Raw genomic sequence first — 25,248 nt, 5'->3', positions numbered from 1 at the left:
TTCTTTTAAATGTAGGTCGGATTAGCAAAGCGTAATCCGACACTTGGTTATTTTTGTCGGATTACGCCGGCGCTAATCCGACCTACACCAGCAAATAAAATCAATAACAACAGCAGGGGATTGCTTGCGCCACCACCACCTCCGCCAGAACTTGCCGGTGCAGAGGATGCTGCGGCGCTGGAGGAACTTGATGATGATTGACTGCTTGACGATGAGCTGGCGGCATTACAACTGGCCGGCGTAATAGTGCCGACTTCACCGGTTTGCACATACTCTCTCAGCCAGGTTAACGCCGGACGTTCTTCACCGTTACTGCGTACCAGATAAGCGCCCTGATCATTGCGCCACAAGCCGGGGCGCCAACCCCATAAAGTCACACCTGCTACGCCAGGATGTTCCCAAAACGCCGGGAAGATGCGTTGATAATTAGCCAGCTGTACCGCGTCATTATCCGGATTGTTTTCGCAGGCATCGATATCCATCTCGGTAACATAAATCGGCAGGCCGGTCGCGGCCAGTCGGTCGAGGTTGCTGATAGTCGTCGCGGCACTAACGGTGGTGGAAAACGCGTGCGCTTGCACGCCGATCACATCAATCAAATCGCGGTCTTGCAGTAACTCGATGACCTCCAGATAGGGATTAATGTTGCTGCCATTGGTGACGCTGTATTCGTTGATCATCAATTTGGTATCGGGGAAATGTGTACGGCCCAATTCAAACGCAGTGATGATCCAATCCCATCCGGTGTCACCGGTACCGCCGAGCGCCTCGATATAATTACCCCCGCCGGTGTCATCGGTGTCCGGTGCATCGTTGACCGGTTCATTCACGATTTCGATGATGTCAATATCGTTGTAACGGGCGGCGACTTCGGTAAACCATTCTTCAATTTCTTCCAGCTGTTCTTCAGCAGGCAGGGTTTTAATCCATTCCGGTTGTTGGTTGCCCCAGATCATGACGTGCATGCGGAAGGGCAGATTATTCTCTTGTGCCAACGCATAGGCCGCATCCAGTTGGGTCCAGTTCATCACATCGCGCGTGGCTTCAACGCTGCCCCACTTGCCGGCATTTTCCGGCGCGACCTGGTTCCAGTAGGCGGTAAAATTCTGCACTTGCGATGCACTGTAAATATTGCCCAGATATTTTTCCTGACCCTCGGCGATGGGCGTTTCTTCCGCCGGTGTTTCCGGCGCAATGCCATCATCCAGATTTTGTACGGTGTAATCTGTGCCCACACTGGCGAAGACAAATTTATCGATCCACAAGCCGTCTTCGCGTCCCGCGATCTGGAACGTTTGGATCAGTGCATCAGCGGTGACGGTGAAGGTAGTTGCTGTGTCTCCGCCGTCAAAGGCGGATAAATTCAACCACTTCCAGCGTTCATGTTTACTGCCCGGATCTTCCGAACCCGTAGCGCCGACAATTTCTTCCGGTAAAAAGTAACCGGCTGCGGCTATGCCATTAGCGGTAACCCAGGCGGTTTCATCGCTCACATCTTTTGCACCAAAACCGTTGCCGTAATAAAAGCTGTCGTCTTCAAAAGCGCCAACTTCAGGCCCATTGCGCAAACGCACGTACAGGTTGTACTCGCCAGCAGCGGGAAACTCCAATTCATAGGTGGTAACGCGATCCACCGACGTAGGAGCCTGGCCGGCTAAGGTGGAGTTGATGGCAATGTAATCGGTGACCGGTTCAGCGGTGGTGTCTGTTGCGCTATCGAATGAGGAACCCAGGTCTCCATTCTCTGCTTCAACAATCAGTATATCCGCCGTGGCGAGGTAAGGCAGGCAGGTACAAAGGCCGATGCCTACGAGTAATTTATTCAAGGTTTTCATCTATGACTCCGTTTATTGTTATGTAAAAACTGGTCTTGGCGCTGTTGGAGGTGTGTTGCGAATATCAGGTAAAAGTCTGCTTTGCCATGCTTGTATGTCAGCGGTGAGGCTGGTGCTGTAAATTTATTGTCTTTGTGACTACAAGCTAGCGTAGGAGGCATTGATCGTCAACGCGGGTTTGGTTCGGTGGGGGGAATGGCTTGTCCTAGTGAAGTCGATCAGCCTGCAATAAGGCTTTGGGTGACTGCGTTATCATTGCGCTTGTGTACTAGTGTTTATTAATGCGACAAACGAAAACGCATTTTCGTCCAGTGACGAAAAAGATCTACATTTAGGGTAGCGCGAGTTACAGAAGAGTTACTAAACGTGACAGGTTGCCAATCCGAAAAAGCGAAGGGATTTATTTGTAAAATTAATTTTGTAAGTAAACTTTCGCGGTCTGGTGTTGCACCAGGACTTCAGGCAGTTTTTCACACGACTAAAGATTTACTTCAACCATATCACGGGAAATATCTGCAACCTGAGTGCAGCCCGACAGCGCCATAGCGACACGCATTTCGTGAGCGAACATAGCCAATAATTCGCTGACGCCCGCTTGTTGCCGCGCCGCAAGTGCATAGACCCAGGGGCGGCCGATCATCACCGCACGCGCGCCAAGCGCAAGGGCGCGCACCATATCCAGGCCGCTGCGGATACCACTGTCCATCAACAAGGGAAGATCATCACCAACCACATCGGCGATACGCGGTAATGCGCGAATAGCAGAAATGGCGCCGTCCAACTGGCGCCCGCCGTGGTTGGATACCACGATGCCATCGGCGCCGATGGAGGCTGCGGTGCGCGCATCCTCCGGATCAAGAATACCCTTGATAACAAAGTTGCCGGGCCACTCGGCGCGGATACGATCAATATCTTCCCAGCGAACGCTTGGATCAAAATTCTTGCCCAGCCACGCCCAGAAATCATCAATACCGGCGCGCTCACCCAGCACAGGAACGATATTGCCAAGATTGTGCGGCCGTCCCCATAAACCTACGTCCCAGGCCCAGCGCGGTCTGGCGATAACCTGGGTCATGCGCGTTAACTTGCGCCGCAACAGACTGCCGCCCGAAAGCCCCGAACGAATGTCGCGATAGCGCGTGGCAGGTACTGGCATATCGACGGTGAACAATAACGTTTGTGTGCCTGCCGCATGAGCGCGGGCGAGCATCTCGCGCAAAAAGCCCCGGTCGCGGATCATATAAAGCTGAAACCAGATGGGGCTGTTAACTGACTTGCACACCTCATCCAGCGAACAGGCGGATACCGTGGATAAACAAAAAGGTACACCAGCCGCTTCTGCTGCCCGCGCTGCCTGCACTTCGCCGCGTCGCGCATTCAGGCCAGCAATACCGACCGGTGCCAAAACCAGTGGCATAGCCAGGGGCTGGCTGAATAATGTGGTTTGTGTAGACACATCGGACACATCACGCAATACGCGCTGACGCAATGAAAACTGTTGCAGATCGTGCTGGTTGTTACGCAGGGTCGTTTCGCTGAAGGCGCCGCCGTCGATGTATTCAAACAGAAAGTGGGGCAGGCGTTTACGTGCCAGGCGGCGGAAATCTTCGGTGTTGGCGAGAATCATACTAGCCTCAGTGCATACACGGTGTTATGGTTTTATAGACTTTATGTTATCATCTTTCACGTATAAACAATATTTCACTTATGAATTGTGCTTGTGTTATATGGTTTTATACGTGAGAGAGCCTGTTGATGAGCGGTTCGGACAAACAGGCACCGTAACAATAAATATAAAAGTGCGGTTGGAGGACCAATGGATAATAAAGAAAAGCTGCCGCTTGTTCTGCCCCTGCTGTTGATCATCAGCCTGTTTTTTTTATGGGGCATGGCAAATCACCTGAACGATATTTTAATTACGCAATTTAAAAAAGCATTTACGCTGTCGGATTTTGCCTCCAGCTTTGTGCAGATGGCGTTTTATTTCGGCTATTTTGTCTTCGCTATTCCCGCTGCATTATTCATGAAACATTACGGTTATAAATCCGGGGTTATCCTGGGTTTGTTGCTTTATGGTGCCGGTGCTTTTTTGTTTTACCCCGCCGCACAACTGCATGAGTACCAGGTTTTTTTACTCGCCTTGTTTGTCATTGCCAGTGGCCTGGCGTTTCTGGAAACTTCCGCCAATCCGTTGATTGTTGCCATGGGCGATCCGGAGACGGCAGAGCGCCGGCTTAACTTTGCCCAATCCTTTAATCCGCTCGGTGCCTTGACCGGCATCCTGATCGGACGCGAATTTATCCTGTCCGGTATTGAACACACACCGGAAGAACTGGCCGCGTTAGCGCCCACTGAATTGACGCAATTGTATGAGATGGAAATACAGGCGGTGCAGGGGCCGTATATCGCTGTAGGTTTCTTTGTAGTGTGTTGGGCGTTATTGGTTTTTATCACGCGGTTTCCTGCGGCTGCCGAGCAACCTGCCGTGGAAGAGGGCGCGGGGAGCTGGCGGGACTTCAAGCAGTTAATGCAACACAAGTTGTTTGTGTTCGGTGTGGTTGCGCAGTTTTTTTATGTGGGCGCACAGGTGTGTATCTTCAGTTTTATGATTCGTTACGGTAAGGAAGCCTTGCCGGGCACCGGCGAAAAAACGCTGGCAACTTACGTCTTTCTCTCGCTTATTGCCTTTATGGCGGGCCGGTTTATTGCTACGGCGTTGATGGGCAAGATCAAGGCATCGCGTTTGATGGCCGGCTTCGCACTGATCAATGTGGCTCTGTGCCTGGTTGCGATTATCTTGCCCAATGTAGTGGGCATGTTTGCGTTTGCCGGAACAACGTTTTTTATGTCGCTGATGTTCCCAACCATATTTGCCCTGAGCATCAAAGGGCTGGGTGCCTTAACCAAACCGGGCTCGTCCTTGTTAATCATGGCGATTATCGGCGGTGCGGTACTCACTGCATTAATGGGTGTTATTTCTGATTTGAGCGAGATTCATGTCGCGGTGGTAGTACCCATGGTGTGTTTCGTTGTAATTGCGGCCTTTGCGCGTGCGTGCTATCGGCGCGACACGGCGACGATATAAGGTGCGCGGCATGATCGATGCTCATCAGCATATCTGGCAAATCGGCCAACACGATTGCACTTGGCCCACGCCGGACGATAAACCGCTGTACCGCGATTTCACCCTGGATGATGTGCTGCCCCTGGCAACGACATGCGGTGTGCAAGGGTCGGTGTTAGTGCAATCGCAACCCAGTGACCGCGATACGGATTATTTGTTAACGCTCGCGCAGCAAAACGATTTTGTACTCGCGGTGGTCGGGTGGGCTGACCTCGCTGCCGCCAATGTAATGCAGCGTATTACGCAATTGGCACAACATAAAAAATTGCGCGGCCTGCGTCCGATGTTGCAGGGATTGGCTGATGATCGCTGGATTTTGCAACCGCATTTGGCACCGGCATTACGAACTATGCAGGAACAGGGGCTGTGTTTTGATGCGCTGATATTCCCGCGTCATTTGCCGCACATTTATCAATTTGCACAAGCTTGGCCTGACTTGCCGCTGGTGATTGATCACGCCGCCAAACCGCCGATAGCGCAGGATGATAAAAATTCTTTCGCGATCTGGTGTGATGGTATTGCCCGCATCGCGGAGTTGCCCTGGGTATATTGCAAGTTATCCGGACTGCTTACCGAAGCCGGCGCCTTACAGGGTACGGATGCATTGCGGCCCTACGTCGAACATATATTTCACTCTTTTGGTGCACAGCGCGTGATGTGGGGCAGCGATTGGCCGGTGGTTTGCGCATCGCCCAACCAGGCTTATGCGGATTACCGGGCCTGGTTTGATGTGGCACAAGCGTTGATTCCTGATCATAACGCGTCGGTCATCCGGCAGGTTTTCAGTGAAAGCGCGCGTGCGTTTTATCGTCTTTAAAAGAATTTTCGGGGTAGGTATGCAACAAACCTTGTTGCTGGCAGAGGCTTCTGTTAGCTTTTGGTCACGCACACTATTTGGGTTAGGCATTATAAAAAAATAAATCAATTCACCAACTTGAAAGCGCAAACTATGAAAAATCATAAAAAACAATTGGCCGAATCGGCCATGGAAGATGAACGTAAATACCGGGCACCCGCTTTGGAAAAAGGACTTGATATTCTGGAGTTGCTCGCCCGCAATGGCTCACCGATGACGACCTCGCAGATGGCGGCCACGCTGGGTCGCTCCGTCAGTGAGTTATTCCGCATGGTGTTGGCACTGGAGTATCGCGGCTACATTGTCGCTTCACCGGAAGGGCGCGAAGGCTACATGCTGACCAACAAGTTGTTCACTCTGGGTATCGCGCAGGGCTCGGCCCGCTCGCTGCTGGAGGCGGCATTGCCAGCGATGAAAGAGCTGTCGCGTGAGGTTGGGCAATCCTGTCACCTGGTGGTGGCATCCGGCGACCAGATTGTGGTGGTGGCGCGGATCGAGAGTGCTACAGATCTGGGCTTTTCAGTGCGCGTCGGCTATCGCCGTCGGCTTATCGATACCAACTCGGGTTTGTTGCTATATGGTCTGGCGACGCCGGAAGTGCAAGCCAACTGGTTGCCGCAGCTGAAAGACTCTGCCCGGGATGATCCAGAGCGTATTGACGCTTTTCTGACCAAGTCGGCGGCGGCGGCGGAGCGCGGTTATATCCAGTCTCCCAGTGAGTTCGTGGCCGGGGTGACCGATACCTGTATGCCGATCATGGGTATGCAAGGTGCGGTTGCCAGTTTGATCGTGCCGTTTATTGCGATCAAGCAGCAGAAAGTGACCGCCGAGCAGGTATTGGATGCCTTGCGAATCGCGGTGACCAAGATCGCCGAAGCCCTCAACGACGACGGTCGTTAAACTAACCCGGCTGACAATCGCACCAATACGATTGTCAGCCGTTCCCTCTGTCGCCGCGCTCTTTCTTTCCTATTTTCCGCTTGCTTTCGTTGCCAATATTGCCCAATCTCTACCCAAAAAGTCTAAGTAACTATATGTCTTTTTTTCGTTGTCTTGGGTAAAATGCTTTTTATTAGCAATTTGATTTTTAATTATAAAAAAGGAAGCTGCCCATGCTTTCCACCCACATGCGCCCATTGGGGCAGTCTGCCGTGAACCTGTCCGTCCTTGGATTTGGGGCTGCACCTATCGGTAACCTGTATCAAGCTGTTGCGGACGAGCAGGCCGTGGCAACGGTAGATGAGGCTTTGGCGCTGGGTATCCGTTATATCGATACAGCACCTCACTACGGTTTTGGTTTGAGCGAATCCCGCTTGGGCGCCGCCTTGCGTAAGCACAATGCTGAAAAAGTCTTTCTCTCCACCAAGGTTGGCCGTTTGCTGGTGCCCACGGATTCCACCGCAGACCTGCGCCACGGCTTTGCCCACACGCCCGCCCTGGAGCCGGTCTTTGACTACAGCTATGACGGCATCATGGGTTCCTTTGAGGCGAGCCTTAAGCGCCTGAATGTGGAGCGGATTGATCTCCTACTGGCCCACGACCTGGGTGAAGTCACCCACGGCGCCGGGCATCCCGCGCGGTTTCGCGAGTTTATGGATGGCGGCTATCGGGCCATGCGCGAGTTGCGCGAGAGTGGTGTGGTCGGCGCTATTGGCTTGGGTGCCAATGAATGGCAGGTGTGTGAGCAGGCGATGGGGCACGCTGACTTTGATGGTTTCTTATTGGCTGGACGTTATACGCTGCTGGAACAAGGCGCTTGCGAAACTTTCCTGCCACTGTGCGCACGACGCGGTGTGTCGGTGATTCTCGGCGGACCCTTTAACTCCGGTATTTTGGCCTCCGGCACCCGGAGCGACGCCCCTCTTTATTACAACTATGAACTGGCTCCCGCGGCCATCGTCAAGCGCGTGAGTGAACTGGAGCTGGTCTGTCAGGAATTTGATGTTCCCCTGGCCGCCGCCGCCTTGCAGTTTCCGGCGGCCCATCCGCAGATCTGTTCGGTGATCGCCGGCCTGGCCAGTCCACAACAAGTCAGGCAGGCGGTCACCTGGATGAATCAAACCATTCCCGACGACTTCTGGCCGGCACTGCGCGAGTTGGGCTTGCTCCATCATCAAGCGCCGGTACCGTCGGCCCTTTTTTCATCAGCCAAGGTTGAGCATCTGTATGAGTAACCTGAATACCCCTGCTGCTGCCACGTTCGCGCAAGCGATCCTGTTGCACCCGGACGACAATGTGCTGGTTTGCGTTGCACATATCCGGCCCGGCGATCACTTGATGATTGATGGCAAACCAGTTATTGCTGCCGAGGATATCGGCGTTGGTCACAAGCTGGCGCGCTTCACACTGAACACTGGCGACAAAATTTTCAAATACGGCGCGCCGGTTGGCTCAATGACGGCAGCTGCCGCACCCGGTGGTCACGTCCACATGCACAACATGCAAAGTGATTACATTCCCAGTCATACACGCACGCGCCAAAATAAAGATCGGAGTGAAAGTTGATGAGCACCGCCGTATCGTTTCAAGGTTATTTGCGGCAGGACGGCCGCAAAGGAATTCGCAATGTCATTGTGGTGGCTTACCTGGTTGAGTGTGCGCATCACGTCAGTCGCCGCATTGTTACGCTTGCCAATGATATGGATGTTCACTTGATCGGCTTCCCCGGTTGTTTTCCCAACGAATATGCGTTTCGCATGATGAATGCGGTGTGCACGCACCCGAATGTTGGTGGTGCGCTGTTGGTATCACTTGGCTGTGAAAGTATGAATCGCGAAAAATTATTAACGCTGATTCGTGCCAGCGGACGTCCGGCTGAATTGCTGGTGATTCAGGAAGCGGGCGGCACACGCGCCACCATCGATGCCGGTGTTGCTGCCGTGACGCAATTGCGTGAGCAGATCGCGCAGGTAAAACGTGTGCCCATGGCGCTGAACGAATTAATTGTCGGTACGATTTGTGGCGGTTCTGACGGTACCAGCGGTATTACTGCCAACCCGGCGGTGGGCCGTTGTTTTGATGCATTAGTCGCGGCGGATGCAACCTGCATCTTTGAAGAAACCGGTGAGCTGATTGGTTGTGAAACGGTGATGTCGGATCGTGCTACTACACCGGAATTGGGTGCGGCTATCGAAGCCTGTGTGGAAAAAGCTGAGCATTATTATCGCGTGATGGGCTTCGGCAGTTTTGCACCGGGCAATGCCGATGGTGGGCTGACAACCCTCGAAGAAAAATCCATGGGCGCCTATTCAAAATCCGGCTCCTCACCGATCAGCGGATTAATTAAACCGGGCGATGTTCCGCCCGCCGGCGGTTTATATTTACTCGACGTGGTGCCGGATGGCGAACCGCGTTTTGGCTTTCCCAATATTTCTGATAACGCCGAAATTGTTGAACTGATTGCCTGCGGCTCCCACGTGATTTTATTTACCACCGGGCGCGGCTCGGTGGTGGGCTCGGCTATTTCACCGGTGATTAAAGTCTGCGCCAATCCGGAAACCTTTCGCCGCATGGCGGGCGATATGGATGTGAACGCAGGGCGCATCCTCGAAGGCGAAGCGAGTCTCGATGACGTGGGTGAAGAAATTCTTGGCAAGGTTATCGCCGTCGCTTCCGGCGCGCGCAGTGTGTCAGAAGACTTGGGCCATCAGGAATTTATCCTGACCTATAAAGCCTTTGAACCGATTGGCCCGGCATGTTTGCCGGTTCGTCAAATCGCGTAACCAGTATTCATAAAAAACGGAAAAAATAATGAAACGCCTCGCAGGAAAAACTGCCTTGATCACCGCCGCTGCACAAGGCATCGGCCGCGCCGCCGCAGAATTATTTGCCAGTGAAGGCGCACGGGTAATTGCAACGGATATTAATCTTGATTTATTACAGACGCTGGAAAATTGTGAAACACGGCAATTGAATGTACTTGATCCCGACGCGATAAAAGCCCTCAGCGAAGAGGTGGGTCCGGTGCATATTCTGTTTAACTGCGCGGGCTATGTGCATAACGGCACGATCCTCGATTGCGCTGAACAAGACTGGCAATTTTCCCTCGACTTGAATGTCACCTCCATGTACCGCATGATCCGCGCTTTCCTGCCCGGCATGTTGACCACGGGTAAGGGCTCCATCATCAATATGTCGTCCGTAGCCAGTTCCATCAAAGGCGCACCCAATCGATTTGCCTACGGCATGACCAAGGCTGCCGTCATCGGTCTGACTAAATCAGTTGCTGCCGATTTTGTCACCCAGGGCATACGCTGCAACGCTATTTGCCCTGGTACCGTACAAACGCCGTCACTGGAAGAACGCATGCGTGCTACCGGTGATTATGAGACCGCGTACAAAAATTTCGTGGCGCGGCAACCCATGGGCCGCTTGGGCAGCGCGCGCGAAATGGCAGAGCTGGCGTTGTATCTGGCGAGCGATGCATCGGCGTTTACCACGGGAACTATCAATGTGATTGATGGTGGATGGAGTAACTAGAAGCCATCTCAAAAATCAATTGGCGGCCTGATACTGCGTTGAAAAACTGATTCCGGTGCTCATTTACTTAAGTAAACTCCGCTCCTCATCAGCCTTTCGCTTTGCCTGAGTCTCGCCAATTGATTTTTGAGACGGCTTCTAATTTTTTGTGGGATTTTGAGTGAATCCGCTTTTTTAGACAGTGAGACACGTTATGAAATTATTGCGCTACGGTACACCGGGGCAGGAGCGTCCGGGACTTCTGGATGCACAAGGTCAAGTGCGTGACCTTTCCGGAATCATCGACGATGTGAATGGCAAAACAATCTCTGCCGAGATTTTGGCGCAGCTGGCGGCGCTTGATATTGAAAGTTTGCCACTTGTTGATAAAAACCTGCGCCTCGGCCCCTGCGTAAACCAGGTCGGTAAATTTATCTGCATAGGTTTAAATTACGCTGACCACGCCGCCGAATCCGGCCTTGCCGTTCCGGCGGAGCCCGTCGTCTTCATGAAGGCCACCAGCGCCATCACCGGACCCAACGATCCTGTTATTAAACCGCGCAATTCGACTAAACTGGATTGGGAGGTCGAACTGGGCATCGTGATCGGCAAACACACCAGCTATGTTGAAGAAAGTGACGCGATGGATTACATCGCCGGTTATTGCGTGATTAACGATGTGTCCGAGCGCGAGTTTCAACTGGAACGTGGTGGGCAGTGGGATAAGGGGAAAGGTTGTGATAGCTTTGGCCCGCTTGGCCCTTACCTGGTGACAAAAGATGAAGTGCCTGATCCGTTAAATTTGAACTTGTGGTTAAAGGTGAACGGCAAAACCTTTCAAAACGGCTCAACCAACCAAATGGTCTTCGGCCCGGCATTTTTGGTTCACTACCTGAGTCAGTTTATGAGTTTGCAACCGGGCGATGTCATCTCCACCGGTACACCGCCGGGCGTAGGACTGGGGCAAAAGCCGCCGGTTTATTTGAATGTTGGTGATGTGATGGAATTGGGGATTGAGGGGATGGGGGTTCAAAAACAGGTGGTTGTTGATTTTGGATTGTAGTGAGTGATCGGTTGTTGCTTGTGAGACACGCCGTGAATACATCCCTGTAGGCACAACACCCGCATCCCTACGCGCTCCCGGCGCTTCGGGAAACTTCCCACATCCATGTGGGTCGTCCATGCGGGTGATGGTCTCACAAGCAACAACCGATCACTCTCCCCACCGCCTTGGTCCTAAATGAGACAAAAGTGTTTAGTTTTTTTAATTGAGCTTTTAGTTTTGTCTGGTACAAACGATACTTTTTAGTAAGCAGATTCTTAAATTTAATTCCGCGACGATTTTTCATTCCCGGTGAGTAAATAGAAAACCACCTTCCGAAAGAATCCTCAGTCGTGATGCAGGAGTTGGGTAGAGGGGGGCGAGACCATCAGCGGCAGGACGCCGCTGCTGAGCCTACAAGGAAGTATTTACGGCGCGTCTCGCCCCCCTCTACCCAACTCCCCACCCACTCGCACTAGTAAAAAATCTAAAAAAGAAGGTAAAAAAACATGAAAAAACCCTCACTAAAACTAACGTTGTTTAGCGCCTTGTTAATCACCCTGACAAGCTGCTCCAACCAGGACGTTACCCCACCCGTAACGCAAAAAGTCGGCATCGAAGGCTGGCCAAAACTCGAAAGCCCCGTCAGTGATGTCACCACCGAACAACACGTCGAGCAACTCCTCTCCCGCATGACCCTCGAAGAAAAAGTCGGCCAGATCATGCAAGGCGAAATCCAGGCCGTTACGCCCGACGACATCAAAAAATATCATCTGGGCTCAGTACTCAACGGCGGCGGCTCCATGCCCAACCGTATTGCCAATGCAAAACCGAAAGACTGGCTCGCACTTGCCGACACCCTCTACAACGCCTCCATGGACACCAGCGATGGCAAAGTCGCCATTCCGGTTATCTGGGGCACCGACGCCGTACACGGCCACAACAACGTCACCGGCGCGACGATTTTCCCGCACAACATTGGCCTCGGTGCCACCAACAATCCAGACCTGATTCGCCAGATTGGCGCAGTGACTGCGCGGGAAGTTCGTGCGACTGGTATTGAATGGGTTTTCGCGCCGACAATTGCTGTGGCACAAAACGATTTCTGGGGGCGCACCTACGAGAGTTATGCGGAAGATCCAAAGCTGGTGCAGGAGTATGCGCGCGCAATGGTGGAAGGTTTGCAGGGGCAAGTAAATTCCCCGGCATTTCTGCAAGAGCAACATGTCGTTGCCACCGCAAAACATTTCCTTGCCGATGGCGGCACCGTTGGTGGAGACGACCAGGGTGATGCGCGAATCAGTGAACAGGAGTTAATTGACATCCATAACCCCGGTTATCCCGCCGCGCTTTCTGCGGGCGTGCAAAGTGTGATGGCAAGTTTCTCTGCCTGGAATGGCGAGAAGATGCACGGCAATCAATATCTGCTGACCGATGTACTGAAAAATCGCATGGGTTTTGATGGCTTTGTTGTAGGTGATTGGAATGGTCACGGCCAGGTACCGGGTTGTACGAATGATTCCTGCGCACAAGCGATTAACGCCGGCGTTGATCTGGTAATGGTGCCTTACGATTGGAAACCGATGTATGAAAATACATTGGCGCAAGTGAAATCCGGTGAAATCAGCGCGGCGCGCCTGGACGATGCCGTGCGTCGTATCTTGCGCGTTAAAGTGCGCGCGGGTTTGTTTGATAAAAAACCTTCCGAGCGCGAACTGGCCGGCAGCGAAAATATTATCGGCCATCCGGAACATCGGGCTATCGCCCGGCAGGCGGTGCGCGAAAGTCTGGTGCTGTTAAAAAACCACAATCGCGTGTTGCCGATCAAGCCGCAGCAAACAGTACTGGTCGCCGGTGATGGTGCCGACAACATCGGTAAACAATCCGGCGGTTGGAGTGTGAGCTGGCAAGGAACCGGTAATACCAACGCCAGTTTTCCGGGTGCGACCTCCATTTATGCCGGAATCAAAACGGCAGTTGAAAATGCAGGCGGCAACGCGGTGTTATCAGCTGATGGCAGTTACACCACCAAGCCGGATGTAGCCATTGTTGTGTTCGGTGAAGATCCATATGCAGAAGGACAGGGTGATCTGGGAACGCTGGAATTTGAACCGGTGACCAAAACCAATCTCGCTTTGCTGAAATCATTAAAAGCTAAAAATGTTCCCGTGGTCTCGGTATTTATCTCCGGCCGCCCCCTGTGGGTGAATCCTGAATTGAATGCATCCGACGCGTTTGTAGCGGCCTGGTTGCCGGGCACCGAGGGCGCGGGTGTGGCTGATGTGTTGATCGCCAAGGCAGACGGTTCGGCCAACCACGACTTCAAAGGTACGCTGACATTTTCCTGGCCGAAATTACCGCTGCAGGCGCAATTGAATTCGCATCATCCGGATTATGATCCGCTGTTCGCCTACGGTTATGGTTTGACCTATGCCTCCGGAAAAACCGGGCCGAAAACCCTGCCGGAAAAAGTGGCGGATGTGGCAACCGGTAAAGCCGGTGATATTAAATTTTATGTAGGCCGTCCGCTGCAGCCCTGGAATGTTTTCTTCAACAACCATGAACGTAATCAAATCCTCAGCGGTGCATACGCAGCCTTGCCTGATGGCAGTGTGGTGATCAGAACCAGCGATAAAGATGTGCAGGAAGACGCGCTGACCTTAACCTGGAAAAACACCTGGAGCGCGGGCCTCACCCTCGAAGGCGGCAAACCGCTGGACTTGCGCGAGCATCTGAAAAACGGCGTTTTATCACTGGATATGAATGTGATTGAGCTGGCCAAGGGTGGTGTGAATTTCCGTTTGCAATGCGGCGAGCAATGCAAACGCAAAGTGCCGTTCACCGAGCAGGCATTTGCCATGGCTGGAAAAGGCTGGCAAAACATCCGTCTGCCTTTGTCCTGTTTTGCGCAGGAGGGTGACGACTTCAGCGCGGTGACTTTACCCTTCGCACTGGAAACCGGCGGCGCCGGCGAACTGGCCATCGCCAACGTCCAATTCCTGAAAAACGGCACGCCCAATGCCACCTGCCCGGATTACAAAACCGTTGCGGTAACGCCGTCCATGCTCAACGAATTCTGGGCGCGCGACTGGTGGGAGCCACGCCATAAAGAAAAATTGCAACGTATCCAGCAGGGCAATGTAGATTTGCTGATGATTGGCGACTCCATCACCCAAGGTTGGGAAAACGAAGGCAACACCGTTTGGCAGGAATATTACGCCGACCGCAACGCCGTGAACCTCGGCTACGGCGGTGACCGCACTGAAAATGTCTTATGGCGTTTACAACACGGCGAAGTAGACGGTATTAATCCCAAGGTGGCGGTGCTGATGATCGGCACCAACAACACCGGCCATCGTTTAGCGCAACCACAATACACGGCCACCGGTATCAAAACCGTTTTGCAAGAACTGCGCACGCGTTTGCCCGAAACCAGGATTTTGCTGCTAGGCATATTCCCGCGCGAAGAAAAACCCGATGCCGAAATGCGCCAGATCAACAACCGCATCAACGACATCATCAAAACCTATGCCGACAATCAACACATCTTTTACCTGAACATCAACGACCATTTCCTGACCGACGACGGCACCCTATCACGCTCAGTCATGCCAGATTTGTTACACCTGAATGAAAGCAGCTACGCCACCTGGGCCAAAGCCATGGAACCAACACTGCTGAAACTCTTGCAGGAATAAAGATGCTACAAATACAGGATAGATAGTAACAAGCGTGCTGTTACCGCAATGCGAGTTTGGCGTTAGGCCTGTTATTTCGAAACCTTCAAGTCAGGGACGACTTGAAGGAGCTACAGGGATGTATGTATGCGTTTTCGAAATAACAGGCCTAATGACAAACGGATTCTAGAGCTCCCCTTTTTCATCCCCACTTTACCCCACCAAAAAACTGTACTAGCATCAAAGCCGCTTTAAACCCTGCGTTATCTCCCCAACAACCCACACGGACGACACCATGAAAACATATAAAACCTGCATCGCATTATTACTTGGTTGTGCAATAAGCACACCAGCGCTCGCTGTAAAAATCGACATGACACCCGGCTTATGGGAACACAAATTCACCATGACCAACCCCAGCGGTGAAATGGAAGCAGCCATGAAAAAAATGCAAGAACAACTGGCCAATATGTCACCCGAAGAACGCAAGATGATGGAAAGCATGATGTCCTCCTACGGCATTGGCATCGGAGAAGACGGCACCTCCGTCAAGATGTGTGTTACACAGGCAGATATTGATCGCGGCGATCTCCCCCAACAGGATGAAGATTGCCAGCAAGAGATCCTTGAACAAACCAAACATACATTCAAGATCAAATTCAGTTGTGCCGGTAATCCGCCCTCAAGCGGTACGGGAGAAATTACGTTTAGTTCGCCAAAAGCCTACACCGGAAAATCGACCTTTGTTACAGAGGTCAATGGCAAAACTGAGCAAATGGCTATGACCCAAAGTGGTAAGTGGCTATCCACCGATTGCGGCAATATCAAACCCGTGAGTGGTCAATAACATCAATACAATACCGCCTATGTCGGGCTGAACGGTCCGACATATTTTTTACGTCAGCTCTCTCATATAATTCTTCCTGCCACCTTCCTATGTGCGGTGCATAACGAAGCACAACGCCAGTAACGGAATATTCTTTGTCATAATACATGCCATGCACGCTGAAATATTCTGGTGCATTAATTTTGTTGCTGCCCGATTTTTGCGCTATTTATGCAGCAATAACTTCTATTGGCACAACAAGCGAAGCCGTATTCAGGTGAAACCCGGTGCGACTCATGTAAAAGTGCTCCCGGATTTCCAGAATATATTTGCGCCATTAGTATTTTTCAGTGCCACAGGCCTATGTAATTCACGCCGTTTGTTGTTAACATCTATTAATATACTTATTCTTTGTTTCCGGGCGTCTACAATTTTCCTGAAACCTCATATGGACCCTTCAAAACCTGGCAATTTCAGCCTTCAACAAGAATGCCGAGGTTTTGCAGATCCACTTTTGAAAAAAACATCAAAAAACACGATAGGGATTTGTATCGCTGAATTCAGTTGCTCATGCCAATTATGAAAAATACGCGCTGCATTTAATCTGGCATCAATTAAATTCAATGTACTGACGAAAAGTTAAGCAGTGCGAGTCCGCGAATGTGCAACTGAGAATACTCATGACGTATACGGAGCACCAAGGTAATGACTAATGCCGTGTCAAGTGCAGTTTCGTCTTCTGCTATGGGTTGGCTTGATACAAAATTGATCGATCTGATGCCCGCGGCGGTGTATGTCTGTGCGGCTCCCTCCGGTTTGATTGTGCGTTACAACCAGCGTGCCGTTGAACTCTGGGGACGGGCGCCGCAAACGGGAGAAACGGGTGAACGATTTTGTGGCGCCCATCGTTTGTTCTGGATGGACGGAACGCCGTTGCCTCGCTCCGATGCGCCGATGGCGCAAGTGTTAGCTAGCGGCGAACCGGTATGCGATCAGGAAGTTATAGTCGAGCGGCCCGACGGCAGTCGTATTGTGGCCTTGGTCAACATTGATGTGATTCGCGATGAGCACCACAATATTATTGGTGCAGTGAATGTATTAAAAGATATTACCGAACGAAAAAGGATGGAGGAAGAATCCCGGCGCCTGATCGATAAACTGCGACAGGAGCGGGAGCGCCTCCGGGAAGCCTTTGAACGGTCACCGGCATTTATGGCGGTACTGCGAGGGCCTGATCATGTTTTTGAAAGTGTGAATCAACGCTATTGTGAACTCTTGGGGGACCGTGCATTTGTCGGTAAAACCGTGCGCGAAGCGGTGCCCGAAATAGAAGATCAAGGCTACCTGAATATACTTGATCATGTCTTCCAGACCGGGGAACCCTTCGTGGGTTCTGACATGCGGGTTATGTTACGAAAAGCGCCGCAGCAAGAACTGGAAGAAAGATATATTGAGTTGATTTACGAACCCTTGCGGTCTCCCTCAGGGAAGGTTACCGGTATTCTTGTTCACGGCGTTGATCTCAGCGAGCGTAAAAAAGCACAAACCCAACTGGCGCATATCCGCCAGGAATCTGAGCGCCAACGTCGCCTCTACGAAACAGTCCTCGCCACCATTCCTGATTTTGTTTATGTCTTCGATCTTGATTTTCGCTTTACCTATGCCAACGATGCCTTGTTAAAAATGTGGGGCAAGACCTGGGCGGAGTCTGCCGGTAAAAACTGCCTGGAATTGGGGTATCCCGCATGGCATGCCGCCAAACATGATCGTGAATTAACAGAAGTACTGACCACTGGGCGTCCGGTGCAGGATGAAGTCCCCTTTATCGGCACGCACGGTTTGCGCATTTACGATTATATTTTTGTGCCGGTCTTTGGGGCTAATGGCGAAATTGAAGCAATTGCCGGTACGACGCGCGACGTGACAGAGCGCAAACAAATGGAACAGGAATTACAGCGTCGTGCGGAAGAACTTGCCGAAGCGGATCGCAAGAAAGATGAATTTATTGCGTTGCTCGCTCACGAATTGCGCAACCCTCTCGCACCGGTACGCAATGGCTTGCGTATTCTCGAACTGGCGGAAAACGACCCACAAACCATGGCCCAGGTTCGCTCGATGATGGAGCGACAATTGACGCATATGGTGCGCTTGATTGATGACCTGCTGGACGTGTCGCGGATGAACCGCAATAAATTGCATCTGCAAAAAGGTCGCGTGTCGCTGGAAGAAGTGATCAACAATGCCGTTGAGGCAACTCGCCCGGCTATTGAGGCAGCGGGGCATTCGCTGACTTTGTCATTGCCGGAAAAGCCAATCTTTCTTGATGCAGATCTTACCCGTCTGGCTCAGGTCTTTAGCAACCTGCTCTCGAACAGCGCAAAATATACCAAGCCGGGTGGGAAAATCTGGTTGATCGCCGAACGCCATGAAAATCAATTGACGGTTGAAGTCCGCGATAATGGTATCGGTATTCCCGCTGCGTCACTGCCGAATATTTTTGATATGTTTTCGCAAGTACCAAGTGACAGCGAACATTGTATGGATGGGTTGGGTATTGGATTAGCACTGGTTAAAGTGTTGGTCGACATGCATCAAGGCAGTGTCAGTGCAAGCAGCGATGGGCCCGATAAAGGCAGCACGTTTTGTGTAACCTTGCCGATATTAAATACCGTTGCGGATCTGCAACCAGAGCCCCGAGTAAAGGATATACACGCATCTGATCAGCCCAAGCGGCGCATTCTGATTGTGGACGACAACCGCGACGCCTGTGATTCCATGGCGATGCTGTTAAATTTATTGGGCCACGATGTACGCATTGCCCACGATGGCTTCGAAGCGCTTGCCAGCGTGGAAGCCTTTGCACCGCATATTGTGTTGATGGATGTGGGTATGCCTAACCTGAATGGTTACGATGCAACACGACTGATTCGTGAACAGGCTAATGGCAAAGCGATTACTATTGTGGCAGTAACCGGTTGGGGGCAGGAGGGGGATCGCACCCAATCGCGGGCGGCGGGATGTGATGGCCATTTGGTAAAACCGGTGAACCTGAAAGATATTGAAGACTTGCTGTGCGATTTGAAACTGCGTGAAGAGAAAATTCAGGTATTCGGTGAAACCACTCTATAACGGCTTAAGCAACTTTTCGCCAGATTTTCTGGTCGCGTTCCACCTGTTGGAATTTATGGGCCACAGCGGAAAATTTTAACGTCTCCTTGGTACCCAGAGCCAAAAAGCCAAGGCTTTCCAGGCTGTCATCAAACAACTGCAATACCTTTTCCTGCAACGGCTTGTCAAAATAAATCAGCACATTCCGACACAGAATCAACTGGAATTCGTTAAAGGAACGATCCGATACCAGATTGTGGGTGGACAGTACAAAGCGTTCCGCCAGCGCACTGTCAAGTTTGGCTCGGTCATAATTTGCCGTGTAATAACTGGAAAAATCCCGCACACCCCCCGCGAGAATATAGTTTTCTGACCAGCCTTTCATCTGCGTCAAGGGGTAAATACCTTCGCGGGTGGTGTTGAGCACAGCGGGATTGAGATCGGTGGCATAAAGCAATGATTTATGTAAAAGATTTGCTTCCTGCAACAGGATCGCCATGGAATAAACTTCTTCGCCGGTTGAGCAGCCTGCGTGCCATATTCGGATGAGTGGCTTGGTTGCAAGCAAAGGTAAAATATCCCGGCGCAGTGTTTGGTAAAACGTCGGGTCACGAAACATCTCGGTGACGTTTACGGTGATTTCTTCCACAAAGCGATTCAGAAAGCCGGCGTCATATTTCAAGCGAAACCGAAACTCGGAAAAGCTGGCGTACTTGTCCAGCGACATCAGCCGGTAGATCCGGCGGGTGAGTGATGAACGGGAGTAGCCCCTGAAATCGTAGCCGTGATGTTCAATGAGGTCGTTGAGGATGATAGTGATATGCTCATCATCCAGAACGACCGGGGGATTATCAAAGCCTTCAATTTTTTTCATAAAGCCAAACGCGCAGCAATGACAACAATTGGTCAATATCGACGGGCTTGGTGATGTAGTCCGATGCCCCGGCCTGGATACATTTATCCCGATCACCAACCATTGCCTTGGCTGTTACAGCGATAATCGGCAATTCACTGTACGCGGGATTTGTGCGAATGGCTTTGGTGGTCTCATAGCCATCCATTTCCGGCATCATCATATCCATCAAGACAATATCCACCTGCGGATTTTCTGTCAGCTGCTTTAATGCATCCTTGCCATCAATGGCGGTGACCACATTCATCTTGATGCTTTCCATCACTTTGGTCAGTGAGAAAATATTGCGTACATCGTCGTCAACCAGGAGTACGGTTTTATTTTCCAGAATGTCATCCAATGTCAGAGTGTGTTGTTTGGATTTCCGGGGGCTGTTGTCGGATTCCTTCTTCTCCATGAGGTGCAGGAAGAGTGATACTTCATCGAGGATACGTCGAAACGAATGCGCGGTTTTGACCACAATAGAATCAGCGTAACGTTTGAGCTTGACCTCTTCAGTTGAAGACAGGCTTTTGCCGGTAAAGACAATGATCGGTAAATTTTCCAGGCCCGGCGTCCTTTTTACTTCCTCCAGTGTTTCATAGGAGCGTTCATGGGGAACACACATGTCTAGCACGACGCAATCTACATCCTGCTGCCTGAGTGACGTGACGGCATCATCAACACCACTTTTGACTTCAAGGCGCACGTCAAATTTCTGCAAGAAGTAGGCGAGGGCATTGGCGTGCTTGGTATTCTCTTCAACAATCAGGACTTTTTTCGGGTGATGCGTCAGGACATATTCAATCTTTTGAAAGACGCTGTGCATTTTTTCAAAGGCAATCGGTTTATCAATGAAGTCGACGGCACCTTTTAACAGGCTCTCATTTTTAAATTGGTGTACCGACATAATATGCACGGGAATATGGCGAGTGCTGGGGTTCGCCTTGAGTTCTTCCATCACTTCCCAGCCATCCTTCACTGGTAACTGAATATCCAACAGGATACCCAGGGGCAGGAACTCTTTGGCGAGTTCCAGGCCTTCGTCGCCGCGCACGGCAACGATTCCTTTGTAGCCTTTTTCGCGCGTATATTCCAACAGCGCTTTGGCGAAGTTAACGTCGTCCTCAACAATCAGGATGACTTTATCAGTGCGACCGACATGTTCCCGATCATCCGGAATGCTGCGAGGCACATCGGTACTGATAAATTTCTTGCGGGATTCTTCGATGGGGTTGATCTCGGGTGTTGCAACCGGTGCTGGTTGGGGGGCCGGAATATTATGTTTACGCAGCGGTACACGCACGGTAAATTCGCTGCCCGCATTGACCTCACTGGTCAGGCGAATTTCACCACCTAATAACTTGACCAACTCCCGGCTGATGGAGAGCCCCAAACCGGTTCCGCCATATTTACGTTGGGTCGAACCATCGGCTTGCTGAAAGGCTTCAAATACCAATTCCTGTTTGTCCGTGGGAATACCGATGCCGGTATCTTTTACGACGATGTCTATCAGTCGGTTATCCTGAGCCACGGGCACCGCTGTCAGGCTGACATAACCCTTGGCGGTAAATTTGAGTGCATTGGACACCAGATTGCGAAGAATTTGTTCCAGCCGCAGCTTGTCCGTTTCGATAGATTCCGGCAGGTCCGGTGATATCTGTACCTTGAATTCCAGGTTTTTAGCGAGCGCCACCGGCTTGAACAGGGATTTAATATCATCGGCAATTTCAGCGATGGGTACTAATTGATATTCCAGCTCCATCTTGCCCGATTCAATCTTCGACAGGTCGAGGATTTCATCAATCAGCGTCAGCAAACCCTGCCCGGAGGTTTCAATAACGCGGGCGTATTCAATCTGGTCGTTGGTGAGGTTGTGATTGTTATTTTCCGACATCAAGCGCGACAGCAGCAGAATTGAGTTCAGCGGTGTGCGCAGCTCGTGGGACATATTGGCCAGGAATTCAGATTTGTAACGCATGCTTTGCGCCAGCGCATCAGCTTTTTCCTGAATCTCAATATTTCTGGCGGAGATAACCTGATTTCTTTCTTCGAGTAACAGGCTGCGTTCCTCAAGTGCCTGATTGGCGAAATGGAGTTCGTCCTGCTGTGCGCGCAACTCTTCTTCTGAGGCTTGCAGTTTTTCCGCCTGAACCTCTAGTTCGCTGTTGATGTTTTCCAGTTCGGTATGTTGTGCCTGAAGCTCTTCAGCTTGCGATTGGGTTTCGTCCAGCAATTCTTGCAAGCGGCGGCGATTTTGTGCGGCGGAGATGGCGATGCCGATGTTATGGACAGCATTTTTCAGAAAATCTATCTCGCGTTCACTAAAGTTGCCCAGCGAGGCCAATTCAATCGCGCCTTTGATGGTGTGACCATCCATAATGGGTATAGCAAGGAGATGGTTGGGTGTGGCCTCACCCAGGGTAAACTTGATATAGATACTTTCCGGCGGGATATCCTTCAATTCCATCAGGCGATTGGTCGCTACAGCCTGGCCGATAACACCTTCGCCCAGTTTAAAACTGGCTCTGGCCGGATCTGCCGCGTATGCAAAACCGGCAAAGAAACGCAGCTCCTCATGATCGAGAATATAAACCGCACCGGCGTGCGCACCGATAAAGCTGGCAATAAACTCAATAATACCGTCGCAGAGCTTTTCCACGTTATGTTCGCCGATCATCACATCGTTTAATGAAGCCATACCGCTTTGTGCCCATTCCTTGTCGGATAGTATCTGAAATGATTGCTCCAGTGAGGCAGCCATTTTGTTCAGCGAAACGGCGACATTGCCAAGTGAATCGGACTGTTGATGATCGATACGAATGGTGTAGTTGCCCAAGGCAATACGATCAGCAACACTTTTGATGATGTCAATGCGCTCGCTGATATCCCGGTCTTTTCGCTCCAGTTCCTTTTGCAGCAACGCGCGCTGGGCAAAATCATTCTTGATGCGAACATAAAATAACGTAGTGATAAGCAAAGCAATCAATGCGGCAATGACAATCAACGCTGTGGTATAGCGGGCTGAGTTATTCATGGTGGTAACGCGGTTGGCCAATAGCTCTGTCTCGCGCTGCTTAATAACAGACAGGGTTTGTTCAACCTTGTCCATCAACTCTTTACCTTTGTTTAGCCCCTCGGTATCGATAATGCCGGTGGTGTCTTTGTGGGTAATCAATTGATTAAGCAATACCAGGCGGTTTTCTATATGTGCCCGTAACTCCTGGGCAGATTCCTGTTGTACCGGGTTATCAATCGTCAAGGCATCAATTAGGTCCAGTGCTTCGCGCGCGCTGCTTTGGGAATAATTAAAAAATTCGAGATACTCCGGGTCACCCGTCATCAGGTAGCCTCGTTGCCCCGCTTCAGCCTCGCGCAAGGCTGCCAGTATTTCTTCTGCGTCGATGATGATTTCATTGGAATGATTAACCCAATGCACACTGGTCAGCAGGTTGTTGATGCTGATAAATGATGCGGTAGAGCTGATAAACAACACTAACAGTGATATGCCAAAACCAATAAGCAGATTGCTGGTGTATTTTTTCATAGTTTTTCTTCGGCACGCGTGGCGGATTGTTTGACGGGGATGACCATAATAAATCTGGCGCCCTGGTTTTCGTTACTTTCTACGGTAATGATACCGTTATGGGTATCGATGACTTTTTTGACAATGGCTAAGCCGATACCGGTGCCCTGGGTGCCCTCACGCTGGTTCAGGCGCTGAAATATTTCAAATATCTTATCGGAAAATTTCTGGTCAAAACCGATACCGTTATCCTGGAAACAGATGCGGCAGAATTGCCCGCTGTCACTCTGTGAAGCGGTAAAGGACTTTGCTTCCACTGTTTCCACCTTGATGGAAATTTCCGGGTGCTGTGTGTCCTGGGAGAATTTCAGGGAGTTGGTGAGCAGGTTCTGGAAGACTTGGCGTATCTGGCCGGGAATGGCTTCCATCTCCGGAAATCGGTCTATGTGAATCCTGGCATTACGCGACTTAATCTCCCACTCAAAATCCTGCAACAACTCATTAACCACCAGGTTAAGGTCAACGGTTTCATAAAAATTCTTATCGGGCAGGCGAGAGTATTCCAGAACATTTCTGATCAGGGTGCTCATCTTGGCGGCGGATTCGGTAATCTTCTGCAAGAGTTTGGTGCTGTTGAAGGAGTCGTTTATGTAACGCTTGACAATCATATCGCTGAAGATCTGGATCTTGCGCAACGGCTCCTGCAAATCGTGAGAAGCGATGAAGGCAAATTTTTGCAGTTCGGTATTGCTGGCTTCGAGTTTTTTATTGATTTCAATTAGCTCGTGGGTACGCTCATCGACTTTTTTCTCAAGTGTCTGTGACATGAGCTTCTGTTCATGAATGTCGGTGAAGATACCGACCCAACGCACGATCTTTTCGTCTTTGATTACGGGCGTGAAGTACAGAACGTGAAACCGGTAATCCATATCCACAGGTATCTTCAGGCGAATTTCCTGCACGCTTTGTTTGCCTGAGGCAATCGTGGTTTTGATGTGAGCTGCAATGGCAAAGTTATCTGCCTCGGGAAACTGGTCGGCCTGCTGGCTGTAGTTAAACCAAAGGTGGTTGACGAATTCAATCCTGCCGTCCTGGCAGGTGGTAAATGCCATATGTGGCAGCGACTCCAGCGTGGACTTGAGCTCTTCCACTTTCTGTTCAAGCGCATTTTCTGCCTGACGACGAAACTCAATCTCTTCGCGTAAGAAATTATCCTTTTCGATCAGCTGCCGTTTCTGCTCCGATAACTTGTAAAAGGTTTTGATCTTTAATAGCAGGATATCCGCATCAACCGGTTTGGTGATGTAATCCACTCCGCCGGATGCGTAGCCTTTCGCAATATATTTTTTATGGGTATTCACGGCCGACAGAAAGATGATGGGAATATCTTTGGTCTTGCTGTAGCTCAATATGGTTTCAGCGACTTCAAACCCATCCATCTCGGGCATTTGCACGTCGAGAATAATCAGTGCGTAACTGGTGTTATTTTTAAGTATGAGTTTCAGCGCCTCTTCGCCGGACGAGGCCGAGTGCACGCGAAAGTTATTTAACTCAAGCAGTGCCTGTAAGGAAAAAACGTTTTCCTGGTTATCATCTACAATCAGAATCATAAGAATAATGTAGGCATTCAGTTTTAACGATAGATAGAGTATTCGAGTGACGTAAGTCGCGCGATAGTAGCATGAGAATCCACTTGGTTCCCAAAAAAATGGGCTAAATCAGATGGGAAAATAATAATGAACAGGCTGGTTTTTGAGCAGCGCTTGGAGGGGAGAATTAAGCGGGAAAATTTTAGCAGACGCTTTTCGTTGGCTATGTACGCTTGGCCACATAACCTGGAGGAAACAGTAGGTCGGATTAGCCAACGGCGTAATCCGACGTATTCTCCGGACATCGCTGTCGGA

At 50.9% G+C, this 25,248-nt stretch carries 16 protein-coding genes; 11 read left to right on the top strand and 5 right to left on the bottom strand.

What is annotated here, in order from left to right; translation table 11 throughout:
• Positions 1–47: 47 nt before the first annotated feature.
• Both CBR65_RS08625 and CBR65_RS08620 read right to left on the bottom strand, forming a co-directional pair.
• Positions 48–1,835 carry an endo-1,4-beta-xylanase gene (locus CBR65_RS08625; RefSeq protein WP_087466483.1) on the bottom strand — a complete coding sequence of 596 codons (1,788 nt, stop codon included), beginning with the start codon at positions 1,833–1,835 and terminating at the stop codon, positions 48–50.
• Between the two features lie 478 nt (positions 1,836–2,313).
• Positions 2,314–3,462, bottom strand: coding sequence for an L-lactate dehydrogenase (locus tag CBR65_RS08620; RefSeq protein ID WP_087466482.1), 1,149 nt, complete (start codon positions 3,460–3,462; stop codon positions 2,314–2,316).
• A gap of 189 nt (positions 3,463–3,651) precedes the next feature.
• Between CBR65_RS08620 and fucP the strand changes: the two genes are divergently transcribed.
• The 11 genes from fucP to CBR65_RS08565 all read left to right on the top strand — a co-directional run bounded on the left by fucP (position 3,652) and on the right by CBR65_RS08565 (position 18,947).
• Positions 3,652–4,920 carry an L-fucose:H+ symporter permease gene (gene fucP / locus CBR65_RS08615; RefSeq protein WP_087466481.1) on the top strand — a complete coding sequence of 423 codons (1,269 nt, stop codon included), beginning with the start codon at positions 3,652–3,654 and terminating at the stop codon, positions 4,918–4,920.
• 10 nt (positions 4,921–4,930) lie between these two features.
• A complete protein-coding gene (locus CBR65_RS08610) occupies positions 4,931–5,776 on the top strand; it encodes an amidohydrolase (protein ID WP_087466480.1) in 846 nt (281 codons plus the stop codon).
• Positions 5,777–5,908: 132 nt separating this feature from the next.
• On the top strand, positions 5,909–6,715 hold the full coding sequence (locus tag CBR65_RS08605) for an IclR family transcriptional regulator (RefSeq protein ID WP_087466479.1): 807 nt from the start codon (positions 5,909–5,911) through the stop codon (positions 6,713–6,715).
• 212 nt (positions 6,716–6,927) lie between these two features.
• Positions 6,928–7,989 (top strand): aldo/keto reductase, encoded by a 1,062-nt coding sequence (locus tag CBR65_RS08600; protein ID WP_087466478.1) that lies wholly within the window; start codon positions 6,928–6,930, stop codon positions 7,987–7,989.
• The gene (locus CBR65_RS08595) at positions 7,982–8,320 is read left to right on the top strand and encodes a UxaA family hydrolase (RefSeq protein ID WP_087466477.1); all 339 of its coding nucleotides are present in this window, start codon (positions 7,982–7,984) and stop codon (positions 8,318–8,320) included. The genes CBR65_RS08600 and CBR65_RS08595 overlap by 8 nt, the downstream gene beginning before the upstream one ends.
• Positions 8,320–9,537 carry a UxaA family hydrolase gene (locus CBR65_RS08590; protein WP_087466476.1) on the top strand — a complete coding sequence of 406 codons (1,218 nt, stop codon included), beginning with the start codon at positions 8,320–8,322 and terminating at the stop codon, positions 9,535–9,537. The genes CBR65_RS08595 and CBR65_RS08590 overlap by 1 nt, the downstream gene beginning before the upstream one ends.
• A 28-nt stretch (positions 9,538–9,565) precedes the next feature.
• Positions 9,566–10,294: an SDR family oxidoreductase gene (locus tag CBR65_RS08585; RefSeq protein WP_198300913.1), complete on the top strand. Its 729-nt coding sequence runs from the start codon at positions 9,566–9,568 to the stop codon at positions 10,292–10,294.
• A gap of 193 nt (positions 10,295–10,487) precedes the next feature.
• A complete protein-coding gene (locus tag CBR65_RS08580; protein ID WP_087466474.1) occupies positions 10,488–11,336 on the top strand; it encodes a fumarylacetoacetate hydrolase family protein in 849 nt (282 codons plus the stop codon).
• Between the two features lie 488 nt (positions 11,337–11,824).
• Positions 11,825–15,013 (top strand): glycoside hydrolase family 3 N-terminal domain-containing protein, encoded by a 3,189-nt coding sequence (locus tag CBR65_RS08575; RefSeq protein WP_087466473.1) that lies wholly within the window; start codon positions 11,825–11,827, stop codon positions 15,011–15,013.
• 274 nt (positions 15,014–15,287) lie between these two features.
• The gene (locus CBR65_RS08570; protein WP_087466472.1) at positions 15,288–15,839 is read left to right on the top strand and encodes a DUF3617 domain-containing protein; all 552 of its coding nucleotides are present in this window, start codon (positions 15,288–15,290) and stop codon (positions 15,837–15,839) included.
• 684 nt (positions 15,840–16,523) lie between these two features.
• Positions 16,524–18,947 (top strand): PAS domain-containing sensor histidine kinase, encoded by a 2,424-nt coding sequence (locus CBR65_RS08565; protein ID WP_087466471.1) that lies wholly within the window; start codon positions 16,524–16,526, stop codon positions 18,945–18,947.
• A 4-nt stretch (positions 18,948–18,951) separates the two neighbouring features.
• Here the strand turns inward: CBR65_RS08565 and CBR65_RS08560 are convergent, their stop codons facing one another.
• The 3 genes from CBR65_RS08560 to CBR65_RS08550 are packed head-to-tail and all read right to left on the bottom strand — an operon-like array spanning position 18,952 to position 24,954.
• Positions 18,952–19,800 carry a protein-glutamate O-methyltransferase CheR gene (locus CBR65_RS08560; RefSeq protein ID WP_087466470.1) on the bottom strand — a complete coding sequence of 283 codons (849 nt, stop codon included), beginning with the start codon at positions 19,798–19,800 and terminating at the stop codon, positions 18,952–18,954.
• On the bottom strand, positions 19,787–23,365 hold the full coding sequence (locus tag CBR65_RS08555; protein ID WP_087466469.1) for a response regulator: 3,579 nt from the start codon (positions 23,363–23,365) through the stop codon (positions 19,787–19,789). Before CBR65_RS08555 ends, CBR65_RS08560 begins: the two co-directional genes overlap by 14 nt.
• On the bottom strand, positions 23,362–24,954 hold the full coding sequence (locus tag CBR65_RS08550; protein WP_087466468.1) for a response regulator: 1,593 nt from the start codon (positions 24,952–24,954) through the stop codon (positions 23,362–23,364). Before CBR65_RS08550 ends, CBR65_RS08555 begins: the two co-directional genes overlap by 4 nt.
• Positions 24,955–25,248 lie beyond the last annotated feature (294 nt).

It is taken from the genome of Cellvibrio sp. PSBB006 (assembly GCF_002162135.1).
Classification (GTDB): Bacteria; Pseudomonadota; Gammaproteobacteria; order Pseudomonadales; family Cellvibrionaceae; genus Cellvibrio.
Note: the sequence above shows the minus strand (reverse complement) of the source record. Positions and strands in the feature narration are given on the sequence as shown.